This window comes from Gluconobacter sp. R75690 (genome assembly GCF_015244525.1).
Classification (GTDB): domain Bacteria; phylum Pseudomonadota; class Alphaproteobacteria; order Acetobacterales; family Acetobacteraceae; genus Gluconobacter; species Gluconobacter potus.
In genome coordinates this window covers 236,748-256,728 of sequence record NZ_JABCQB010000004.1, presented here as the reverse complement: position 1 = coordinate 256,728, position 19,981 = coordinate 236,748, and the positions used below count along the sequence as shown (strand labels likewise).

At 60.5% G+C, this 19,981-nt stretch carries 20 protein-coding genes and 1 tRNA gene; 12 read left to right on the top strand and 9 right to left on the bottom strand.

The window, feature by feature from the left end; genetic code table 11:
* Positions 1–104 precede the first annotated feature (104 nt).
* Together HKD27_RS06820 and HKD27_RS06815 are read left to right on the top strand one after the other, a co-directional pair.
* On the top strand, positions 105–371 hold the full coding sequence (locus HKD27_RS06820) for a DUF2312 domain-containing protein (RefSeq protein WP_011251740.1): 267 nt from the start codon (positions 105–107) through the stop codon (positions 369–371).
* Positions 372–440: 69 nt separating this feature from the next.
* The gene (locus HKD27_RS06815) at positions 441–1,037 is read left to right on the top strand and encodes a hypothetical protein (RefSeq protein ID WP_228518361.1); all 597 of its coding nucleotides are present in this window, start codon (positions 441–443) and stop codon (positions 1,035–1,037) included.
* A 24-nt stretch (positions 1,038–1,061) separates the two neighbouring features.
* On the opposite strand, the gene proB is transcribed toward HKD27_RS06815, so the two are convergent.
* The 4 genes from proB to rplU all read right to left on the bottom strand — a co-directional run bounded on the left by proB (position 1,062) and on the right by rplU (position 3,920).
* Entirely contained in the window at positions 1,062–2,198 is a 1,137-nt protein-coding gene (proB, locus tag HKD27_RS06810; RefSeq protein ID WP_194688978.1) for a glutamate 5-kinase, read from the bottom strand.
* Entirely contained in the window at positions 2,195–3,205 is a 1,011-nt protein-coding gene (gene obgE / locus HKD27_RS06805) for a GTPase ObgE (RefSeq protein ID WP_011251737.1), read from the bottom strand. Before obgE ends, proB begins: the two co-directional genes overlap by 4 nt.
* Positions 3,206–3,305: 100 nt before the next feature.
* On the bottom strand, positions 3,306–3,572 hold the full coding sequence (rpmA, locus tag HKD27_RS06800; protein ID WP_008851550.1) for a 50S ribosomal protein L27: 267 nt from the start codon (positions 3,570–3,572) through the stop codon (positions 3,306–3,308).
* 33 nt (positions 3,573–3,605) lie between these two features.
* On the bottom strand, positions 3,606–3,920 hold the full coding sequence (gene rplU, locus HKD27_RS06795) for a 50S ribosomal protein L21 (protein ID WP_011251736.1): 315 nt from the start codon (positions 3,918–3,920) through the stop codon (positions 3,606–3,608).
* Between the two features lie 290 nt (positions 3,921–4,210).
* Here rplU and HKD27_RS06790 point away from each other — a divergent pair.
* Positions 4,211–4,300: transfer RNA gene (locus tag HKD27_RS06790), tRNA-Ser, on the top strand.
* A 26-nt stretch (positions 4,301–4,326) separates the two neighbouring features.
* Here the strand turns inward: HKD27_RS06790 and HKD27_RS06785 are convergent.
* Together HKD27_RS06785 and HKD27_RS06780 are read right to left on the bottom strand one after the other, a co-directional pair.
* Complete coding sequence (locus tag HKD27_RS06785; RefSeq protein ID WP_194688977.1) at positions 4,327–6,570, bottom strand: FUSC family protein; 2,244 nt, start codon at positions 6,568–6,570, stop codon at positions 4,327–4,329.
* A gap of 27 nt (positions 6,571–6,597) precedes the next feature.
* On the bottom strand, positions 6,598–7,863 hold the full coding sequence (locus HKD27_RS06780; RefSeq protein ID WP_194688976.1) for a UdgX family uracil-DNA binding protein: 1,266 nt from the start codon (positions 7,861–7,863) through the stop codon (positions 6,598–6,600).
* A 195-nt stretch (positions 7,864–8,058) separates the two neighbouring features.
* Here HKD27_RS06780 and HKD27_RS06775 point away from each other — a divergent pair, with 195 nt between their 5' ends.
* The 3 genes from HKD27_RS06775 (at position 8,059) to HKD27_RS06765 (ending at position 9,908) form a co-directional block, all read left to right on the top strand.
* Positions 8,059–8,526: a MucR family transcriptional regulator gene (locus tag HKD27_RS06775; RefSeq protein ID WP_194264546.1), complete on the top strand. Its 468-nt coding sequence runs from the start codon at positions 8,059–8,061 to the stop codon at positions 8,524–8,526.
* A gap of 91 nt (positions 8,527–8,617) precedes the next feature.
* A complete protein-coding gene (gene sppA / locus HKD27_RS06770) occupies positions 8,618–9,562 on the top strand; it encodes a signal peptide peptidase SppA (protein ID WP_370544250.1) in 945 nt (314 codons plus the stop codon).
* A 40-nt stretch (positions 9,563–9,602) separates the two neighbouring features.
* A complete protein-coding gene (locus tag HKD27_RS06765; RefSeq protein ID WP_194264547.1) occupies positions 9,603–9,908 on the top strand; it encodes an integration host factor subunit beta in 306 nt (101 codons plus the stop codon).
* 452 nt (positions 9,909–10,360) lie between these two features.
* Here the strand turns inward: HKD27_RS06765 and HKD27_RS06760 are convergent, their stop codons facing one another.
* Positions 10,361–11,260: a LysR family transcriptional regulator gene (locus HKD27_RS06760; RefSeq protein WP_194264673.1), complete on the bottom strand. Its 900-nt coding sequence runs from the start codon at positions 11,258–11,260 to the stop codon at positions 10,361–10,363.
* A gap of 118 nt (positions 11,261–11,378) precedes the next feature.
* Entirely contained in the window at positions 11,379–12,353 is a 975-nt protein-coding gene (gene trxB / locus HKD27_RS06755; RefSeq protein ID WP_194688975.1) for a thioredoxin-disulfide reductase, read from the bottom strand.
* 98 nt (positions 12,354–12,451) lie between these two features.
* On the opposite strand from trxB, the gene HKD27_RS06750 reads away from it, so the two are divergent.
* Genes HKD27_RS06750 through HKD27_RS06725 form a run of 6 tightly spaced genes read left to right on the top strand, consistent with a single transcriptional unit; the run spans position 12,452 to position 19,506 of the window.
* Entirely contained in the window at positions 12,452–12,934 is a 483-nt protein-coding gene (locus tag HKD27_RS06750) for an Lrp/AsnC family transcriptional regulator (RefSeq protein WP_194264549.1), read from the top strand.
* 11 nt (positions 12,935–12,945) lie between these two features.
* The gene (locus HKD27_RS06745; RefSeq protein ID WP_041110526.1) at positions 12,946–14,052 is read left to right on the top strand and encodes a glycosyltransferase family 2 protein; all 1,107 of its coding nucleotides are present in this window, start codon (positions 12,946–12,948) and stop codon (positions 14,050–14,052) included.
* 4 nt (positions 14,053–14,056) lie between these two features.
* A complete protein-coding gene (locus HKD27_RS06740; protein ID WP_228518360.1) occupies positions 14,057–15,457 on the top strand; it encodes a glycosyltransferase family 39 protein in 1,401 nt (466 codons plus the stop codon).
* A 50-nt stretch (positions 15,458–15,507) separates the two neighbouring features.
* A complete protein-coding gene (locus tag HKD27_RS06735) occupies positions 15,508–16,443 on the top strand; it encodes a flagellar motor protein MotB (RefSeq protein WP_194688974.1) in 936 nt (311 codons plus the stop codon).
* Between the two features lie 26 nt (positions 16,444–16,469).
* Positions 16,470–17,336, top strand: a complete 867-nt coding sequence (motA, locus tag HKD27_RS06730) for a flagellar motor stator protein MotA (RefSeq protein ID WP_011251724.1) — start codon at positions 16,470–16,472, stop codon at positions 17,334–17,336.
* A gap of 52 nt (positions 17,337–17,388) precedes the next feature.
* A complete protein-coding gene (locus HKD27_RS06725) occupies positions 17,389–19,506 on the top strand; it encodes a prolyl oligopeptidase family protein (protein WP_194688973.1) in 2,118 nt (705 codons plus the stop codon).
* Positions 19,507–19,626: 120 nt separating this feature from the next.
* On the opposite strand, the gene rpsU is transcribed toward HKD27_RS06725, so the two are convergent.
* A complete protein-coding gene (gene rpsU, locus HKD27_RS06720) occupies positions 19,627–19,830 on the bottom strand; it encodes a 30S ribosomal protein S21 (protein ID WP_011251722.1) in 204 nt (67 codons plus the stop codon).
* Positions 19,831–19,981 lie beyond the last annotated feature (151 nt).

Here is a 19,981-nt window from a genome sequence, read left to right as displayed (position 1 = left end):
GTTGACCGTCCGGCCCTCATCACGATAAGCCGCGCGGCGGGTGCTGTGTTCGTGCAGCGCCGGAAAATACAGCCAAGACTTACGCCTCAGGAAGGAAACCGGACATGGATGCAGAAAGCAAAAGCGAAGGCGCTGCCACGGGCGGGATCGCTGCGGACCGTCTGCGCTCCATCATTGAGCGCGTCGAGCGTCTGGAAGAGGAGCGCAAGGCTCTGGCCGGGGACATCAAGGATATTTTTTCCGAAGCCAAGTCCGCCGGATTTGACGTAAAAGTCATCAAGCAGATCATCCGTCTGCGCAAGCAGGAGCCGGCCGAGATCGAAGAGCAGGAGACGCTGCTCGATATCTATCGCCGTGCCCTTGGTATGTAATTGCGGGGTATGTAATTCCGTTCTCCGGATACCCGAACGCGCCACCTTCAGACTGGACCAGGCCTCCTCATGATGTCTGATTTTTCATGGCTGCCGGGCTGGGCCTTCGGGTGCCTGGCCGTGGTGGCCGCCCTGTTTGCGCTGGCGCTGCTCTGCATGCCCTTCGCCGTCTTCGGTACCAAGCCGCGGTTGCAGGAACTGGAGTTCCAGATCGCGGAACTGCGGGCGGAACTGCGGGCGCTCAACATGCGGCTGGCCGTTTCGGCGCGGCCTGACAATCTGTCTGCCGCTCTGGACAGGCAGACTATGACGGCTTCCGAAACACGTGCGGTTCCTTCAGGCCCAACCCTGCCGGATGAGGATTATCTCATGCCGGTGCGAAGTCTGCGTTCCGATCTGCCATCCTATGAAGATAGTCCGGAAGTGGGAGATCCTGAAACCCTGCCGCGTCGCGGTCAGTCCTCCCAATCCGCCCTGCGGGAGGAGATGTCCGACGCCTCCGAACGCGCCTGGACCCGGGCTCCATGGGAAAAGGACGCTGCGGCAACGGGGCGCCAGCCTCTTGGCCGCAGCATGGAGCGGAGACAGGGTAACAGACCGGTCGTCGAAGAAGACGCCTACCGGCCCCGCTCGGAGCCCAAGCTCCGCTGGCCGCCCAGAGACTAGCCAGCGGCGCGCAGGGACGACCCGTCAGGGAAGATCGAGCGCCAGATCATCCCGATGGATCAGGGCATCACGTCCGCGATATCCCAGAAGCTGTTCCATCTCGCCGGAGCGATGGCCGATCAGCTTCTGGCTCTCTTCGGAATCATAAGCGATCAGACCGCGCCCGATAATGCTTCCGTCAGCATCACGGATGAGTACGAGATCGCCGCGCCCAAAACTGCCCTCAAGGCTGGTCACGCCCGCGGGCAGGAGGGATGCGCCTTCTTCAAGAGCACGACGGGCGCCGGCATCGATCGTAAGTGTGCCCTTGGGCTGAAGGCTCCCGCCGATCCAGCGCTTGCGGGCTGATCCGGCATCCGTTTGCGCCATGAACCAGGTGCACAGGCCCCCGTTCTGAAGCCTGCGGAGCGGATGATGCTCCTGTCCGGCTGCGATCACCATGTTCGCACCCGCGCGCGTCGCAATCCGGGCCGCGAGGAGCTTCGTGCGCATTCCGCCAGACGAATAACCCGGCGGCGGCTCGCCCCCCATCGCCATGATCTCGTCCGTCATCTGTTCGACAACGGGAATATGCCGTGCGGACGGATCCTGTCGCGGGTCCGCTGTATAAAGCCCGTCGATGTCGGACAGCAGCACCAGACAGTCGGCCCCGGTCATCTGGGCCACACGCGCGCCCAGGCGGTCATTGTCGCCGAAGCGGATCTCGCCGGTCGCGATGGCATCGTTTTCGTTGATGACGGGAACGCAGCCCAGATCGAGCAGGGTCTGAAGCGTTGCGCGCGCGTTGAGGTGGCGCTCACGGTTTTCCGTATCGTCCGGGGTCAGAAGAAGCTGGGCCGCGACCAGATCATGGCCGGCGAGGGCCGCGCTCCAGCCTTGCGCCAGTCCGATCTGGCCGACACTGGCCATGGCCTGCTTTTCGTCCAGCCGCAGACGGCGGGATGTCAGGCCGAGACGATGCCGCGCCAGGGAAATCGCGCCCGAGGACACGACGATGACTTCCGCGCCCCGGGAACGCAGGTCGGCAATATCCGCACAGACGCTCTGCAGCCATTCAAGACGAAGGCTTGCATTCGCGGAGTCGACCAGAAGCGCACTTCCGATCTTGATGACGATCCGGCGGGCCTGCGCCAGACGAGGAGCAGAAGCCGGAGCGGTCATCCCTGACGGTCCCTTTTGGCAGCGGTCACGCGATCCTGAAGCAGCCGGAGCAGTTCGGGCAGGCCTTCCTGCGTCGCGCCGGACAGCATCATCACTTCCGCGCCAGAAGCCTTTGCCAGAGCCCGTTTCTTGGCGGAACGCTGGGTGGGGGTGAGGGAATCGCACTTGTTCAGAACGATGATTTCCGGCTTGGCCGCAAGCTCGGGATCATAGGCCTCAAGCTCCTTGCGGATCAGGCGCCAGTGCTTGACGATCTGGCTTTCCGTGCCGTCGATCAGATGCAGCAGTGTCGCGCAGCGCTCCACATGCCCGAGGAAGCGGTCCCCAAGCCCGGCGCCTTCGCTGGCTCCTTCGATCAGGCCGGGAATATCGGCGATTACGAACTCTTCCGTATTGTTCAGCCGCACCACGCCGAGCTGCGGATGCAGGGTCGTGAACGGATAATCGGCAATCTTGGGGCGGGCCCGGGAGGCGACGGAGAGGAGGGTGGACTTGCCTGCATTGGGCAGACCCACGAGGCCGATATCGGCGATCAGCTTCAGACGCAGCCACACCCAGCGCTCTTCGCCCGGCCAGCCCTTGTCGGCCCGGCGTGGCGCACGGTTGGTGCTGCTTTTGAAATGGGTATTGCCAAGGCCGCCATCGCCGCCGCGGCACAGCAGGACTTCCTTGCCCTCGGCATCCAGATCGGCCAGCAGGGTCTCGCGGTCCTCATCAAAGATCTGCGTGCCGACCGGCACATTGATGGTGACATTGGCCGCAGCCGCACCTGTGCGGTTGGAGCCTGCGCCATTGCCGCCCTTGCGGGCCTTGAAATGCTGCGTGTAGCGGAAATCGATCAGCGTGTTCAGGCCGGGAACCGCGCGGAAAATGATATCGCCACCACGGCCGCCATCACCGCCGTCCGGTCCACCGAACTCGATGTATTTCTCGCGCCGGAATGCGATCACGCCGTCCCCACCGTCACCGGAACGTACATAGATCTTGGCCTGGTCGAGAAACTTCATCGTATTGTCCGCAAGAAAAGGTGAGGGGCGCTTTATACGCAAAAAGGCCGGTCCCGAACAGGACCGGCCCCTTCCGCTCGCGCTGGAAAACGCGGGCTGCTTATTCAGCAGCTTCCGGCAGTGCCACGGAAACGTGGACACGGCCTTCTGCGCGGCGCTGGAACTTCACATGACCGTCCACGAGAGCGAACAGCGTGTGGTCGCGGCCGATACCGACATTGGCGCCAGCCTTCATCTTCGTGCCGCGCTGGCGGACGATGATGTTGCCTGCGATGACGCTTTCGCCGCCAAACTTCTTCACACCCAGACGACGACCTGCACTGTCGCGTCCGTTACGGCTTGAGCCGCCTGCCTTTTTTTGTGCCATGGCTGTTTGTCCTTACCTAAAGTGTCGGGCCAATCAGGCCGCGTTGATCGCGTTGATGCGCAGGACGGTCACCGGCTGGCGGTGGCCGTTCTTGCGGCGGCTGTTCTGACGGCGACGCTTCTTGAAGATGATCACCTTTGGCAGACGATCCTGAGCAACCACGGTTGCCGTCACGGTTGCGCCAGCGACCAGCGGTGCGCCAACGGTCAGGGTGCCTTCGCCGCCAACCATCAGGACGTCGGTGAAGGTGATGGTGCTGCCGGCTTCAGCTTCGAGCTTCTCGACCTTGAGGATGCTCTCGGGAGCAACGCGATACTGCTTACCGCCGGTGCGGATGACTGCGTACATTCTGGAAACTCTCTCTGTTCCGATCTCGTGGCCGCTTCTGCCGGGTTGACCCGATCTGGCGCGACCCAGTCGCTTTTTGTCGTTGGCTCCATGTCGCCCAATAAGAATTGGAACACGGAACAGCCGCGGTCGATACAGATACGAAGGCTTCCAGTCAATCAGAAACGGCGAAAAAACCCTTCCCAGAGAATCTTTCTCTCAGGAACATCCTCTGGCCCTCTTGCAATGTCCGAAAAACCCCGTCATAAGCCCCTCCGTCGATCAGGTTCAGCGCAAAAGCAGAGCCGTACGGAGAGGTGCCAGAGTGGTCGATTGGGGCGGTCTCGAAAACCGTTGTGCCTTCGCGGGTACCGTGGGTTCGAATCCCACCCTCTCCGCCATCCGATCTGAAATCATTTAAAAATAATCAGCCCTGACCGGAATTGAGCAGGCGGCTGTTTCTCTCGCCGCGGAACGGTTTGCTGGCATCGAGGAAGTCTTCGTTCGTCCGCATCGTGTAGGCGATGACGACGAGATAGGTGATGGCGCGGGTCAGTTCGAGGCGCGTTACCAGATCCGTTTCCTGGGCATCGAGAATACGCAGGCGTCTGACTGCGGCTTCCGCAATACGGGCCGCCTTGTCATGCCGCTTCGTGGATTGCTCGACATAATGCAGAACCAGCAGGATCGGGCGTCGCGCGCTTTCGGGTAGGTATTCACGGTCAAGCAGCGTGCGCAATCGGATGACGTTCAGGCCGAGCGTTAGCGTTGCCAGCGTCCCGAGGATACAGGCTTCGATCAGCGGGGCCGGGGTGGGACCGGCATGACGGGTCAGCCGGGCAAAGCGATCCGTATTGCGGCCGATCCAGACGCTGATGCGGGGCGTGAAGCCCGGATGGGCCAGATGCTGCAGTTCTCCGAGCATGATCCGACGCAGACGGAAGCGCTCGGCATCGCTGCTGAACGGCAGGACGCTGCGGAACACGATGACACTGACAGCCACCGCCAGAACGGTCGCCATATTCCCATTGTAAAAGGCGATTTCATTCATTACGTGATGGTTCTCAAGCCCCAGCATCGCTGGAAGCAGAAGCCCGTAAGCCGCTGAGCCACCCGCTGTCGCAGGATTGCCCTTCGCCAGGCCGCCCAGAAACATTGCCGGCCCCAGAAAGAGCGTCAGCGTCTCGAAAGTCGTGACTTTTGGCATGAGCACGAAAACCAGGAACCATGCCACGATACAGGCTGCGACGGCTCCCTTGAGGAATTCAGTTGTGCCAAGGACGGGATTTTCCTTGGTCGCGAACAGGCCGCAGACCAGAGTCGTAATGGCGATGAAACCGAGACCGTTCGGCCACGCCGTTACTTCGTAGATATAAGCCGTGATCAGAACAGCGCAGGCACCTCGCAGACCGTTATGCACCGCTTCACGGGTGTCGCGATGGGTTTCAAGCTGGAAATGGAAATGATCGCCTTTGATGCGATGCGTACTGGCCTCGTACTCCTTGATGGCCTGTTCCAGATCTCCCAGAAGCTCGCCCAGGGAGACAAACAGGACACGTTCATCCAGCCTGTCTTCCTGCATTTCCTGACCTTCATCGGTCTGGTCAAAGGGTTCGAGGCCGGGAATGGGTTCAAGGTCGGAGCGGATGTCGCTTTCGCGATGTGGTGCGGCGTAGAGGCGACAGATGTCGCGAAAGTGCTGAAGATCCGCAAGCAGGGCAGGGACGGCATTCTGGTCCGGCAGGCGCTGCGGGAACTGCTTGAGGAAGGCAAGGATCTCGTCAGCGGTTTTCGTGAACGCCGGATGATTGTGGTTGAGCACCTGAAGGCGCATGGCCATGCCGAAACCGCGCGACAGAAGGGCAGACACTGCCGCGAGCGCTGCACGTGCGTGATCGCCTTCATGGCCGTGCGGTCCCATTTCGACTTCCGCGAACTCGATCTGGTCATTGATCGTCAGGATTGTCCCGAACTGCCGCCGTGCGGCATTCAGCGCGCCGCGCTCCTCGCCCAGAAGGCTGCATAATGTCGTGGTGACGAGGACCAGGGCGGATTCAAGCTTCTGCCGAAGCTGTGCCCGGGCATGTCTTTCCTGACTCGTTGCAAAAATGAGCCCCATGAAGGCTTCACACAGCACGCCAAGCACGATGTAAGTGCCGCGTGACATCGCGATCATGAAGACGTTGTCGGGATTGGATGCAGCGCCCATGCAGATGATCGAACAGGTATATCCTGCAAGAACAAGGGCATACGACCGGAAGTTGCTGACGAATGTTGCAAAGCCGCTGCATAGGCCGATCCACAGGGCAATCATGGGGAAGAACATCCATGGGGCCTGTGGGGCGGCTGCCATGATGGCGATGGCCGCTACAGCACCACTGATGGTGCCGACGATACGCCATTTAGCCTTGGACTGACTTTCGCCCCGGCTGGTCTGGGCGACGGCCCAGACGGTCATGGCAGCCCAGGCCGGATCGTCCAGTTCCATCCAGAACGCGATTCCGACGGCAAGACATGCCGCAATGGTGTTGCGCAGGGCAAAGGTGACAGAGGATGGGCTGGGTGCGTACAGCCACGAGAGAAAGGGACGCGCGCGCGGCCGCAGAGGTGCAGGCCGTGTGGTCGTATTATCCGGAGTCGGTTGTCCCGAGGATATGGTGCTGCCACTCATTGCGAGAGTTTCTTAGCCCTAACAGCATTATCCGGCGAGAGCGGAAATTGCCATTCTGAGATCGGTTACAAATTTTGTATATTCGCGTGTCTTCGACTCCTCATCGGGGAGGCGCAGCAGATAAGACGGGTGTACGGTTACCAGCCCGATACTTCCGTCGGGGAGTGGAATATGTCTTGAACGTTCACGCGACACTGTCACCTGACGCCCAAGAACAGCGCTGGCTCCTGTAACGCCCAGCATCACGGTCACTTTCGGGGCCAGAACCTTGCGCTCTGTTGCCAGCCACGGAGAACAGGCCGTTATTTCTGTCGCGTCCGGTTTCTGGTGGATACGACGGTTTCCTCTCGGCATAAACTTGAAATGTTTGACGGCATTGGTGATCCACGCCTGTGCCCTGTTTCCCCCTGCCTCCTTCAGGGCGCGATCGAACAGTTGTCCCGCCGGCCCCACGAATGGCCGTCCCTGAAGGTCCTCCTGATCTCCCGGCTGTTCGCCGACAAAGATGATTCTGGCCTCAGGATTGCCCTCTCCCGAAACAGTCCGTGTTGCGGGGCCACAGAGATCGCACATCCGGCAGTCGATCGCTTTTCCGCGCAGGCTGGGCAGGGAAGAAGAGGAAGCAATATCGGCGGCGTCAGGATGCAGGCGGACCGGAGCAATTCCATCCCACCACTCATTGTCGGTACCGGCCGTTGCAATACTGCGTGCGGCTGCGACAACTTCGGCGTGGTCAGCAATATCATCTCCCAGTCCCGGGCCGAAACGGTATTCCTGACCATTCCAGCAGAGTGTCCGATCCGGGGCCGTTACGACCCAGGGCGTGGGTCGCAGGTCTGCAAGCGCGGCCGCCTGACTGTCGATCAGGGCGGAGGCATGGGAGGTACGGATTACCTGCCAGTCAGGATTGCGTGCGTCGGGCATCTGGCAACGCAGGTCAAGCACGCGCTTTCGGCTCTCGGTTGCGAGTCTCGTGAGCTCTCCTCCAAGTTCGTCCGGAACAGACAGGCCGTCACGCAGGGTCTGAAGTGTAATATAAAGTAACCGGAACCGTTCAGGTGCCTCGGAGATGAAAACAGCGGGGAATAGAGTCGCGAGAGACCGGGGGACACTGGTTGTCGAAGGGGCTGTGGGAAGAACACGTGTGGCAGAAGGGCTGTAAAGGTCTGTCGGATTCTTTACGATCCACCGTATTGACTCGGCTGGTACTCTCTCGTGAAGCAGTTTTCGCGACCAGGCACGCCAGCCGGAAAAATCACTTGTCGTTGAGAGCACAACAGTTTCGAGGTTCATGTCATCATTCCAGTTGTGAGCTGCAAGACTGAATACTCCGGAAAACGCGCTTGCTTTTTTGTTTGCGGGTTATTTTGATATGATGATAATCCTGAGTCGGTAAAGGCGTGTGCCAAATATTTCCATGCAGCATTTACCTGACCCTTTACAGGCGTTATGGAACTGAAAAACATTTGATCAGAGGGGTGAAATAGCATGTCCGAAAACACTTCGAGTACAGGTCTCCTGGAACTTACTGCCAAGATCGTTGCTGCCCAGGCATCCCGCGGAACACTTGAAGCAGAAGCACTGCCTGCCCTGATTCGCCAGGTATACGATGCCCTTGCCAAGGCTGGAGTTCCTGAGGAAGAGCCCCAGTCCGAGCGTCCGCAGCCGGCAGTTCCCATCAAGCGCTCTGTCTTTCCTGACTACATCATCTGTCTCGAAGACGGCAAAAAACTGAAAATGCTCAAGCGCCATCTTCAGAGCGCTTATGATATGACTCCGGAACAGTATCGTGAACGGTGGGGTCTTCCTTCGGACTACCCGCTGGTTGCTCCTAATTATGCACAGCGCCGCTCTGCTCTGGCGCGTGAGATTGGTCTTGGACGCAAGATCAGTGCCGCAACCAGCGAAGGCAAGAAAGAGAGTGCCCGCGGACGTCGTACCAAGAAGGAAGACTGAGGTATCGTCAGGGCAGGTTGGTGAGGTCCTTTCAGAGAGAAGTGGTATCGCCAACCAGTCATCTTGAGGTGACAGGGACAGGAGCAGTTCCATTAACGCTGATCTGAATGCCTTTCTGGCGGGGCGGGTAAAACACCGGCAACTGCTGGTGTGGCGGGTTGGGGCTCTTGTCGCATTTTTCGGCGCCGTGGTCATTTCAATGGCCGGTCATGGGGGCGCCGTCAGTGCGAATTCCACTCACCGGCCGCATATCGTCCGGCTGGCCATTAGCGGCATCATCAAAAATGACGTCTCCCAGACCGTGCGCGCCCTGAAACAGGCGCAGGATGCATCGGATGTGACCGGCCTCCTGCTCGTGGTGGACAGTCCCGGCGGCGGCGTAACGGGAGGAGAGCGGCTGCATGAGGCCGTCAAGCGCTTTGCCGCCGTAAAACCCGTCGCCGTTTCAATGGGGGATATGGGGGCGTCTGCCGCCTATATGCTGTCCGTGCCCGCGCAGCATATCGTGGCTTTGCCCTCTACGCTGACAGGTTCGATCGGCGTGCTTTTCCAGCGTCCCGATGTTTCCGCGGGTCTGGGGCGTCTGGGAATTGGCGTGGATGCCATCACGTCCGGCGCCATGAAAGATCAGACCGATCCCACCAGTGCCTTGACACCCGAAGGCCGCCAGATGCTTCAGGGTCTTGTGAATGACCTCTTCGGCCAGTTTGTTTCGATGGTCGCCGAAGGGCGCCATCTGACTGAGGAAAAGGTCCGTTCCCTGGCGGATGGCCGGGCTTATACGGGCCGCCAGGCGATTGCCCTGGGGCTGGTGGACGAGCTCGGCGATGAAGCTGCAGCCCGGCTCTGGCTCCGGAAGCAGCTGAAGATCGGTAATGCGTCTTATCCCGTGGTGCCGCTGATCCCCGAGCACTCACGGTACTGGTATCAATGGCCCGGCAAAAAGGCGCTTCTGAAGGGCCTGCTGGGAGGGACTTTCTCAAGTGTGATCGATCGCGAAGGCCTTGACGGAGCCGTTGCGATTTTGCAACTCTGATGGCCCGTTTCAGAAGGCGGAGTCAGGTGGAACAGTTGTCATGACCCGATCCGAACTCATCGCCGAACTGGCGGTCGCGTACCCGCATCTCCTTACCCGCGATATAGAACGTATCGTCCATGCGGTCTTTGACGAGATCGGTGCAGCGCTTGCGCGGGGAGACCGGGTCGAATTGCGAGGCTTCGGAGCATTTCTTCCCCGCGAACGGGCAGCCAGAACGGGACGTAACCCGCGGACAGGCGATATCGTGCCGGTCGAGGAAAAAAGCGTCCCCTTCTTCAAGGTTGGCAAGGAACTCAGGGAACGCGTCAATCAGCGTCTGTCTACCCGGAAAAGCGGTGACTGAACGGGCTGTGTCCATGTTGCATCAGGCGTTTTCAAGGAACGCCATGCTAAAGGCCGGGGCTGGTTCGAAAGGCCGGTTCTGCGGTATTGTAGGGTTATGAAACCTGTCTCGCATTTTCTGGTTGTGTCTGCCTGGGCCGTCAGCCTGTGCCTGATGGGGAGATCTTTTCTGGCTCCGTCAGCCGCTCTGGCTCACGGAGTATTGAAATCTCCAACCAGGACATCGCTGCATCACACGGCCAGATCCCGCTCAGCGCAGGCGCGAATCTGTTACCGAATGGCCTCCGGCGTCATTGTGCTGGAACAGATGCCCAACAGCGCTAGGCATCTCGGACGTGGAAGCGGGTTTGCCCCGATCGGCGAAGCGGTCTTCCGCTCCAGCAACCGGCTTCACGCCTGTCCCGAGATGCATGGACGCAGGGGATAGGGGGACGGATCAGTCTCGGTTTCGTCCTAGTCGTATCCCTTGAGGTTGCTGATTTCTGCAAGAAGGAAATCCCGGAACACCGCGATCCGCTTGGACGTCCGCAGTTCTTCCGGATAGACGAAATAGGCTTCCACCAGTGGGACCTGCTGGTTCGGCAGGATCCTGACAAGGCCGGGATAACCGGTTGCGGCATAAAGGGGCAGGGAGCCGATCCCGGTTCCGGCCGCAATGGCATTTGCAACGGCAGAAATATTGTTGATTGCCAGCCGTCGGCTTCCCTGACGCGCAACGCCTTCCTGCCGCAGCAGATCCAGCAGCCAGTTCACGTTGGGGAGCGGCAGATGCCAGCCCGCAAAGCTTATGATCTGGTGATTGGCGAGGTCTTCCAGAGAATGCGGCGTGCCGTTGCGCTCAAGATACTCGGCGCTGGCATAGATCGGCATGGGAAAGTTCGCGAGATGACGCTGGACCAGATCCGGCTGTGTCGGCGGATGGAGCCTGATCGCAACATCGGCCTCCCGCATTCCCAGATCCAGATCCGCATCCTCGAGCAGAAGCGTGACTTCGATATCGGGATGCAATTCCAGAAACCGGTTCAGACGCGGAGAAAGCCAGGACAGACCAAAGCCGGTCGTCGTGGTGATCTTGATCTTGCCAGCCGCCCGTTCCTTGCTTTCGCTCAGAAACGCCTGGGTGAGGGCCAGTTTCGAGAAGACTTCCCGCACCGTACGGTTCAGGACATCGCCCTGTTCCGTCAGGATCAGTCCACGCGCATGCCGATGGAACAGCGGCACGCGCAGGACATCTTCAAGCGCGGAAATCTGGCGCGATACTGCCGACTGACTCAGCCCCAGCCGGTCACCGGCATGGGTGAAGGACCCGGCTTCCGCCACGGCGTGAAAAATCCGCAGCTTGTCCCAGTCCATCTGGTTTTCTCCCCGTTCGCCGATGCGACGGTCTTCGTCCTTCTTGCCCATACGTCCCGGCGTTATCCGTCAAGATATGTCGTTGAATGGACGAAACTGTCTGAACCGCAGGCGAGGGTCAAGTTTTTGTCATGGCAGGTATGCCAGAAAGATATCGTTCCGCCTCCAGCGCCGCCATGCAGCCCGTTCCGGCTGCCGTCACGGCCTGCCGGAAAATCCGGTCCTGGATGTCACCGGCTGCGAACACGCCTTTGACGGACGTTCCCGTGCCGTCGCTTTCCGTCAGGATATACCCGTCGCTATCACAGGCCACTTCATGCCGGAACGGACCGGCATTGGGCGTATGACCAATGGCCACGAACACTCCGTCCACGTCCAGCCTGGAGAGGGCGCCCGTCTGCGTGTCCTTCAGGGCCACGCCGCAGACGACTTCCGGCTCACCCGTCCCCAGGATTTCCTCGACAGCCTGGTTCCAGTGAACTTCGACCTTCGGATTGGAGAACAGGCGCTCCTGCAGGATGCGCTCGGCCCGCAGGCTGTCGCGGCGATGGATCAGATGCACCTTGTCCGCGTGATGCGTCAGGTACAGCGCTTCCTCGACCGCCGTATTGCCGCCGCCGATCACAGCGACCGTCTTGCCGCGATAGAAAAAGCCGTCACAGGTCGCACAGGCCGAAACACCGCCGCGCTGAAGACGCTTTTCCGATTCGAGACCGAGCCATTTGGCCTGGGCCCCCGTGGCGATCACAACCGTGCGGACCCGGAACTCGTCTCCCGAGTCTCCGACCAGCCGGAAATATCCGTCTGGTCCCGGACCGTTCTTCAGATCGGCCTGTACGATCAGGTCATAGATCAGCCGCGTCCCGACGTGCTCGGCCTGCGCGCGCATCTGCTCCATCAGCCAGGGACCCTGCACAGGAGTCGCAAAGCCGGGATAGTTTTCAACATCCGTCGTGATGGTGAGCTGGCCGCCGGGCTGCATCCCGGTGACGAGAATCGGCTTGAGGCTCGCGCGGGCCGCATAGATCGCAGCGGTGTAGCCAGCAGGGCCGGCGCCAACGACCAGCAGATCCGTATGATGGATTTCAGGCATGATGGGTCCTCAATGGGTATCTGGTCCCCCATATAAAGACTTCCGATGCATCTGCCATCTTTGCGGATCATGTCGCCTGCCATATACGTCAGAGTGAAATGAACGTACCGCCGTACCCCGCACCGATTGAACTGGACGCCATCGACCGGCAGATCATTGCCGAACTCCAGGCCGATGGACGCATGACCAACGTGGAACTCGCCCGTCGGACCGGCATTTCCGCGCCGCCCTGCCTGCGACGTGTCCGGCGGCTCGAAGAACTGGGGATCATCAAGGGCTATCACGCAGAAGTGGATGCGGCCCTGCTGGGCTGGTCCCTGAATTTCTATGCCCTGATCGGCCTCGAGAGCCAGAAAGGCAGCGTGCTGGAAGCCTTTGAGGCGCAGGTCGGCGCCTGGCCCGAAACGCGGGAATGCCACATGATCCGTGGCGGCGGCGATTTCCTCGTGCGCCTTGTCGCCCGCGACGCCGCCCACCAGAACGCCCTGACGCGCCTGCTGACCGACAGCCCGCATGTCGTCCGCGTCCAGACCCTCCAGACCATCCATACAAGCCGTGATCTCGCCGGCGTGCCGATCTGACGGCTGACTCCATGACCGCCTCGCGGCTGCTGCCTCTTCCGGCCGAACTGAGCGTCATCGTCCCGTGTTACAACGAGGTCGCCAATGTGGCGCCCATGGTCGCCGCATTGGACAGCGCGCTCGAAGGCCGGAAATGGGAAGTCATCTTCGTCGATGACAGTTCTCCGGACGGCACGGCGGCCGAGGTGTCCCGCATTGCACGTCTGGATCCGCGGGTCCGGGTGCTGTGCCGGGTCGGGCGTCGTGGCCTGTCATCCGCCGTAATCGAGGGAATTCTCTCATCAAGTGCCCCCTGGGTCGCGGTCATGGACGGCGATCTGCAGCACGATGAATCCGTCCTGCGCACCATGCTGGCCGAACTGCAGTCCGGCGCGGATATCGTCGTGGCGAGTCGACATGTCGAAGGCGGAGACAGCGCCGGACTGGCAGGACACTGGCGGCACATGCTCTCGGATGCCGGCATCCGGGCCGCGCAGGCCATCATGCCGCACCCGCTCAGTGATCCGATGAGCGGCTTTTTCGCCATGCGCCGGGATCTCTTTGACACATTGCTGCCCCGACTGTCGGGAACCGGCTTCAAGATCCTGCTCGATCTGGTGATGTCCGCACCCCGGACCGTGCGTATCGTCGAGGTGCCTTTCGTTTTCCGTCCGCGACTGGCCGGCGAGAGCAAGCTCGATATCGTTGTCCTGATCCAGTTCGCGACCATGCTGCTCGACAAGCTGACCCGCGGCTGGCTGCCGACGCGCTTCATGGCTTTTGCGCTGGTCGGGCTGATTGGCGTGGCCGTGAATGTGGCCGTTCTGAATCTGGCAGGCGCCTGCGGTCTGGGTTTTTCCTGGGCCCAGCTGGCCGGCACCGCCGTCGCCATCCTGACGAACTTCATGCTCAACAACCGCTTCACCTATCATGACCGTCGTCTGAAAGGGGTGAAGCTCTGGCGCGGGCTGGTTATTTTCATTGCCGTCTGCTCGCTGGGTGCGATCGCCAATATCGGTATTGCCCGCATGATGCTGGACAGCGCCGGCCATGGCCACTGGGACCGTTCCTCCGCTGCCGGAGCCGTCGTCGGCGTTGTCTGGAACTACGCGGTCTCTTCCACGCTCGTCTGGCGCTGACCCCTTGAGTGATACGCCTCGCCAAATCCGGCTGTTCTGGGCGCTTCTTGCCGTCCTGACTATCATCCGGCTGTGTCTGGCGGCCAATGTCCCGCTGACGCCCGACGAGGCCTATTACTGGGTCTGGTCCCGTAATCTTCAGCCGGGCTATCTGGATCATCCCTTCATGGTTGCCCTCTGGATCCGTGTCGGGACATGGATCGCCGGGGAGACACCGCTTGGTGTCCGTCTGCTGGGGCCGCTCTCCGTTCTGCCCGGGAGCTGGGCGCTTTATCACGCTGCCCGTCGCCTGCTGCCGTCCTGCCCATGGCCGGCCTGCGGCCTTAAGGCAGCGCTGCTGCTCAATGCCACGCTCATGCTGGGTCTGGGCGCTGCCACCATGACGCCAGACACCCCGCTGCTGTTCTTCATCACGCTGTTTCTCCACACGCTCAGCCGCGCTGTCGATCCGGAGCAGAAACCGCGCGCCGCTCTTCCGTGGTGGATCGGTTCGGCTGTTCTTCTGGGGCTGGCTTTCGATTCAAAATACACTGCCGTCCTGATCGGTGCCGGGCTGGGTGGCGCTGTCCTCACGACGGGACGCCTGCGTCGTCAGCCTGGTCCCTGGCTGGCCATTCCGGCTCTGTTCGTGGCGATGTCGCCCGTCATCCTGTGGAATGCGTATCACCACTGGGCCAGCTTCCTCAGACAGGGAGGCAGGGCAGGAGACTGGCATCCGGCCCGTGCCGTCCAGTTCATGGGCGAACTGATCGGAGGGCAGATCGGTCTCGCCACGCCGCTCATTTTCGTTCTGTTCGTGGTCGGGCTCTGGGCGTGTCTCAAGCGCAACCGCCTTCTGATCTGGCTGGCTCTTGTGCCGATGGCCGTGTTCGTCACGCATGCCTTCGGGGACCGGGTCCAGCCCAACTGGCCGGCCGTGATCTATCCGGTCTTTGCACTTGCCGCTCTTGAAACAGGCTGGCGCATCCGCTGGCCCGTCATCAGCGGGCTGGCCCTGACGCTCATTGTCTGCATTCAGGCCGTTTTTTCGCCGCTGCACCTTGTCCCGCATCGGGATCCGGTGCTGCGCCTGACCGGCGGCTGGGAAACATTTTCCCGACAGCTCGCCCTGAAGGCCAAGGCTGAAGGCGCAACAGCGCTCGCCGCCGAGGATTACGCTCTCGCCTCAAGACTGGCGTTCACGCAGGATATTCTGCCCGTAATCGGGACGGATCCGCGCTGGCACCTTTTCCGCCTTCCCGCAGCGGAAAGCGCAAAAGCCGTCATGGTCGAGGAGCAGCGGCACGGCGCGGTTCCCGAAAAATCCGCAACCCTGTGCCGGGAAGTCCGCGCTCAACCCATCCGCTGCTACACCGTAAGCCCGCCAGGTTTCACAACCGGTGTGCAGCTTCCCAAGCGTTCTTAAACCTCTCCTTAAGACCTTGCCCGCCATACTGGGAACACTCAGGAGGCGGGATGTCCAACCAGAACGGCAAAGAAGCTCGAAAGATCATCATCAAGCGTTTTGATGTGGTCGAAGGCGGTCATCATGGCGGGGCGTGGAAGATTGCCTATGCCGATTTCGTAACGGCCATGATGGCGTTTTTCCTTGTCATGTGGCTCATCAATGCCACGACGGAAGAGCAGCGCAAGGGTATCGCCAATTTCTTCAATCCGATGGCGGTCTGGAAGGATATGCCGCCGCCGGTGGAGAATGTCCTGCCCGCGGCACCGGAGCCGGTGTCTCTGGAGACGAAGCCGGTTGCCCTGAAGCCGGGAAAAGACCAGTACGGCAAGGCGCCCCAGGGTGCAGCAGGCTCCCAGCAGGGGAAGGACCAGACCGCGCCGGGCGTGCATACGGCGCAGATCGTCGTTCTGCATGACAGCCAGATCCAGCCCGGCGAGCCCCCCGTTACGCCTTCTGCCCAGAAAGCCGAGCAGGAGGCCAGGGCTGAGGCGGCCCAGAAGATCCAGGCGCTCATCAGCAATACGCCCGAACTGGCGGATGTCCGTTCCCAAGTCTCGGTCACGGTTGGTGATGACGGGCTGCATGTCCAGATTGCGGATTCCGATCACCAGCCGATGTTTGCCATGGGGCTGTCTTCGCCCAATCCTCATGCCGTCCAGCTGATCAAGGCGATTGTACCTTATCTTGAGAAGCTCCACGGCAAGCTGTCCATCGCCGGATACACCGATGCCGCTCCCTATCGCCCGGGGCAGCTGAGCAACTGGAGCCTGTCGAGCGCTCGTGCGGTCGCTGTGCGGGATCTCGTTGTCCAGAGCGGCTTTCCGGACCGACGGCTGAAATCCGTCAGCGGATATGCCGACCGCAATCTTTTTGACCCCACCCAGCCTCTCAATCCCCGGAACCGTCGCATCGTCCTGGTGCTGTCGCCCGATATTTCTCAATAAATTCAAGTCAGTCAGGAAATTTTCGGATGTTCATCATTATCGGTCTGGTCGTTGTTCTGGGCTGTGTTTTCGGATCGTTCGTCGCGTCCGGCGGTGCTATCGGCCCGCTCGTCTCGTCAATGCCGTTCGAGCTTCTGACCATTCTGGGAGCCGCGGTCGGAACCTTCCTGATGGCCAACTCCCTCGGCGCCGTCAAACATCTTCCCGCCGGGATCAAGAAGGCCATGAAAGGCTCCCAGTACGGCCGGGCGGATTACGTCGACCTTCTGAGCCTGCTGTTCCATATCGCGAAACTGGCATCCTCCAAGGGGTTCATGGCGCTGGAATCCCATATCGAGGATCCGCAGGGCAGTACGGTTTTCGGTGCCTTTCCGAAAATCCGGGATAATCCCCATGTCTGTTCGTTCATCTGCGACTATCTGCGCATGGCGGGCATGAATGCCACCGATCCGTACCAGATGGATGAAGTGATGGGGAACGAGCTCAAGAAGAACATGCGCGAGGAAATGCATCTTCCCCATGCGCTTCAGTCCGTCTCCGATGCGCTGCCTGCGCTGGGCATTGTGGCGGCGGTTCTGGGCGTCATCAAGACCATGGCGTCCATCAGCAAGCCGCCGATCGTGCTCGGCGAAATGATTGCCGGCGCGCTGGTGGGCACATTTTTGGGTATTCTTCTGGCCTATGGAATTGTGGCTCCGATCGCGAGCCGGCTGGGGGGCGTGGTTGAGGAAGAGTCGTCCTATCTCGACCTTGTTCGCTCCGTCATCGTTGCACATCTTCAGGGCAATGCGCCGCAGGTCAGCGTTGAGATCGGGCGCAAAAGCATCCCTTCAGATCTGATGCCGAGCTTTCAGGAAGTCGAGGAAGCGGTTAGCGCAGCGGCTGTGGCCTGATCGGCCGGATGTCTTTACGATGTCGATATTGTCGGTATCGTAAAGGCTTTCCATGTTTCCTGTTCTTGCGAGAGCACTGTGCCTGTCTCTCTCCATCCTGCCTCTGGCAGCCTATGCAGGTTCGCCCTCTCTCCCGTCTCCTGCTGAACTGAGTCAGACGGATGGCGCGAAGGCTCTGGACTGGGTGAGGGCACAAAATGCTCATACAGAGGCGGTCCTTACATCTGATCCCCGCTACAAACCCCTGTATCAGAAAATCCTGACGGCCCAGCAGTCTCCGGTCCGTCTTGCTGTTCCCACGCAGCAGGGCGGGGAAATCTGGAACTTCTGGCAGGACGATGTTCATGTCCGCGGGATCTGGCGTAGCGCTTCGGTCGCGTCCTTCAATTCCGGTCATCCGGAATGGAAAACGCGCTTCGATCTTGATGCTCTGGCCCGCACCGAACATGCCAACTGGGTCATGGAGGGTCTTGAGTGTCTTGCGCCGCAGGATCGCTTCTGTCTGATGTCCCTGTCCAAGGCAGGGGAAGATGCGCATGTGGTCCGGGAATACGACACGCAGACGGACAGTTTCGTAGAAGACGGTTTCGCTCTGCCGTCCGGAAAACAGACTGTCACCTGGGTGGATGCCGATACGCTTCTGGTTTCGCGGGACTGGGGAACGGGCGATGCGGGGCTGACCAAGTCAGGTTATCCCTATTCGGTCCGGTTGCTGCGGCGGGGGCAGTCACTGGCTCAGGCGGTCGAAGTCTATCGTGGGCAGACCACGGACATGGATGTCTCGCCGGAGAGGCTGCGTGATGAGAAGGGGCGGCAGCTTTTCCTTATCAGCCGTCACCGGGATTTCTTTCACACGGAAGTCAGCCTTTTCAATCCTGTCACGCATCAGCTGAGCCGGCTGCCCCTTCTGGAGAAATACGACAGCCTCTCCTATCTGGATGGTCAGCTGGTCCTGCATCTGCTTCAGGACTGGGTCTTGCCCGGACGGACATTCCGGGCGGACAGCATTGTTGCCCTGGATCCGGCAAAGCCGTCTGAACCCCGGCTGATCCTGTCGCCGACGTCCCGTCAGACCATCGGGGATGGTATGGGTGACGCTGTGGCGGTGACCAGGGATGGTCTGATGGTTGTGGTGTATGACAACGTCCAGCCTGTCCTGAAGCTTTTCCGCCATGAGGCGAGCGGGGCATGGACCGCGCGTTCCATTGCGCTGCCCAAGAATATGGCGGCGGAAATCGTCTCGTCAGATCCGAAGCTTGCTCAGGCCTATCTTCAGCTGGAAGGGTTCATTCAGCCGCCGCAGCTGTGGAGTCTGAATACGACGTCACAGACCGCGCAGCCGCTGTATCGTCAGCCGGATCTGTTCGATACGTCCGGTCTGGTCGTGGAGCAGATGTCGGCGACCAGCACGGATGGCACGGCCATTCCCTATTTCATCGTTCATGCCAAGGACTGGCAGAAGGATGGCGCCCGTCCGACCCTGATGACGGCTTATGGCGGGTTCGGGCTTTCATATCTGCCCGTCTATCATCCGGATCTGGGGATCACGTGGTTTGACCGTGGTGGCGTTTACGTCATGGCCAATATCCGTGGTGGCGGAGAATTCGGCCCGGCCTGGCATGATGTTGCACGGCGGGAAGGACGGCAGAAAGCCTATGACGACTTTGCGGCGGTGGCCCGCGATCTGATCGCCAAGCATATCACGTCGCCGAAGCATCTGGGTCTGCGGGGGCGGTCCAATGGTGGTCTTCTGGCGGGGGTGGAGTTCACCCAGCATCCCGACCTGTGGAATGCGGCGATCATTGGTGTCCCGCTGCTGGACATGATGAATTACGAGCAGATGGCGGCTGGTGCGTCCTGGGCTGCGGAATATGGCAGCGTCTCCGAGCCGGGGCCGCGTGCCTTCTGGGAAAAGATGTCGCCCCTGCAGAACCTGAAGGTCGGTGTGTCCTATGCTGAGCCGTTCATCTTCACGTCAACGCGGGATGACCGGGTTGGTCCGATCCATGCGCGCCGGTTTGCGGCCCGGCTGGAAAGCCTGAAGCTGCCTTTCCTGTATTATGAAGATGTGGAAGGTGGCCATGCGGGTACGGTCAATGCTGCTGAGATCGCGCATGAGCGGGCTCTGGAAGCGATCTATCTCAGCCACAAGCTGATGGACGCGCCATAAATCACGTCACGCCCCTGTCCGTTCAAAGGAACGGACAGGGGAGAGGGCCGGATTTCAGGCACAAAAAAAGCCGCTGTCCCGAAGGACGCGGCTCTTTTTCCGTTCGGAGGACGGGAAGGCTCAGAAGCCTTCACGCTCCAGACGCTTACGCTCCATCTTGCGGGCGCGACGAACAGCTTCGGCTGCTTCGCGGGCGCGCTTCTCGGAGGGCTTTTCGAAGTGGCGACGCAGCTTCATCTCACGAAACACGCCTTCGCGCTGCATCTTCTTCTTGAGCGCCTTAAGCGCCTGGTCAACATTGTTGTCACGAACGAGAACCTGCACGGTGCCGTCAACTCCTTATGGGCCCGCTCTTCAGCGCCACCCGTGATATGGCATTCCAACTAAGGATGGTGCCCTTAACACATCTTTCGCGGGGAACGCAATTCATTCAGGAACGCTTGAATGGATTATTCCCAACGCGCACTCTGGGACA

What these genes read in the sequence shown, in the direction of transcription:
- HKD27_RS06745 (WP_041110526.1), top strand. Translation starts at nt 12,946, where the DNA reads ATGACCGCCTCGCGGCTGCTGCCTCTTCCGGCCGAACTGAGCGTCATC.
- HKD27_RS06780 (WP_194688976.1), bottom strand. Translation starts at nt 7,863, where the DNA reads ATGAACCTCGAAACTGTTGTGCTCTCAACGACAAGTGATTTTTCCGGC.
- motA (WP_011251724.1), top strand. Translation starts at nt 16,470, where the DNA reads ATGTTCATCATTATCGGTCTGGTCGTTGTTCTGGGCTGTGTTTTCGGA.
- rpmA (WP_008851550.1), bottom strand. Translation starts at nt 3,572, where the DNA reads ATGGCACAAAAAAAGGCAGGCGGCTCAAGCCGTAACGGACGCGACAGT.
- HKD27_RS06815 (WP_228518361.1), top strand. Translation starts at nt 441, where the DNA reads ATGATGTCTGATTTTTCATGGCTGCCGGGCTGGGCCTTCGGGTGCCTG.
- rplU (WP_011251736.1), bottom strand. Translation starts at nt 3,920, where the DNA reads ATGTACGCAGTCATCCGCACCGGCGGTAAGCAGTATCGCGTTGCTCCC.
- HKD27_RS06765 (WP_194264547.1), top strand. Translation starts at nt 9,603, where the DNA reads ATGACCCGATCCGAACTCATCGCCGAACTGGCGGTCGCGTACCCGCAT.
- HKD27_RS06750 (WP_194264549.1), top strand. Translation starts at nt 12,452, where the DNA reads ATGAACGTACCGCCGTACCCCGCACCGATTGAACTGGACGCCATCGAC.
- HKD27_RS06775 (WP_194264546.1), top strand. Translation starts at nt 8,059, where the DNA reads ATGTCCGAAAACACTTCGAGTACAGGTCTCCTGGAACTTACTGCCAAG.
- HKD27_RS06820 (WP_011251740.1), top strand. Translation starts at nt 105, where the DNA reads ATGGATGCAGAAAGCAAAAGCGAAGGCGCTGCCACGGGCGGGATCGCT.
- obgE (WP_011251737.1), bottom strand. Translation starts at nt 3,205, where the DNA reads ATGAAGTTTCTCGACCAGGCCAAGATCTATGTACGTTCCGGTGACGGT.
- HKD27_RS06785 (WP_194688977.1), bottom strand. Translation starts at nt 6,570, where the DNA reads ATGAGTGGCAGCACCATATCCTCGGGACAACCGACTCCGGATAATACG.
- HKD27_RS06725 (WP_194688973.1), top strand. Translation starts at nt 17,389, where the DNA reads ATGTTTCCTGTTCTTGCGAGAGCACTGTGCCTGTCTCTCTCCATCCTG.
- HKD27_RS06735 (WP_194688974.1), top strand. Translation starts at nt 15,508, where the DNA reads ATGTCCAACCAGAACGGCAAAGAAGCTCGAAAGATCATCATCAAGCGT.
- proB (WP_194688978.1), bottom strand. Translation starts at nt 2,198, where the DNA reads ATGACCGCTCCGGCTTCTGCTCCTCGTCTGGCGCAGGCCCGCCGGATC.
- HKD27_RS06760 (WP_194264673.1), bottom strand. Translation starts at nt 11,260, where the DNA reads ATGGACTGGGACAAGCTGCGGATTTTTCACGCCGTGGCGGAAGCCGGG.
- trxB (WP_194688975.1), bottom strand. Translation starts at nt 12,353, where the DNA reads ATGCCTGAAATCCATCATACGGATCTGCTGGTCGTTGGCGCCGGCCCT.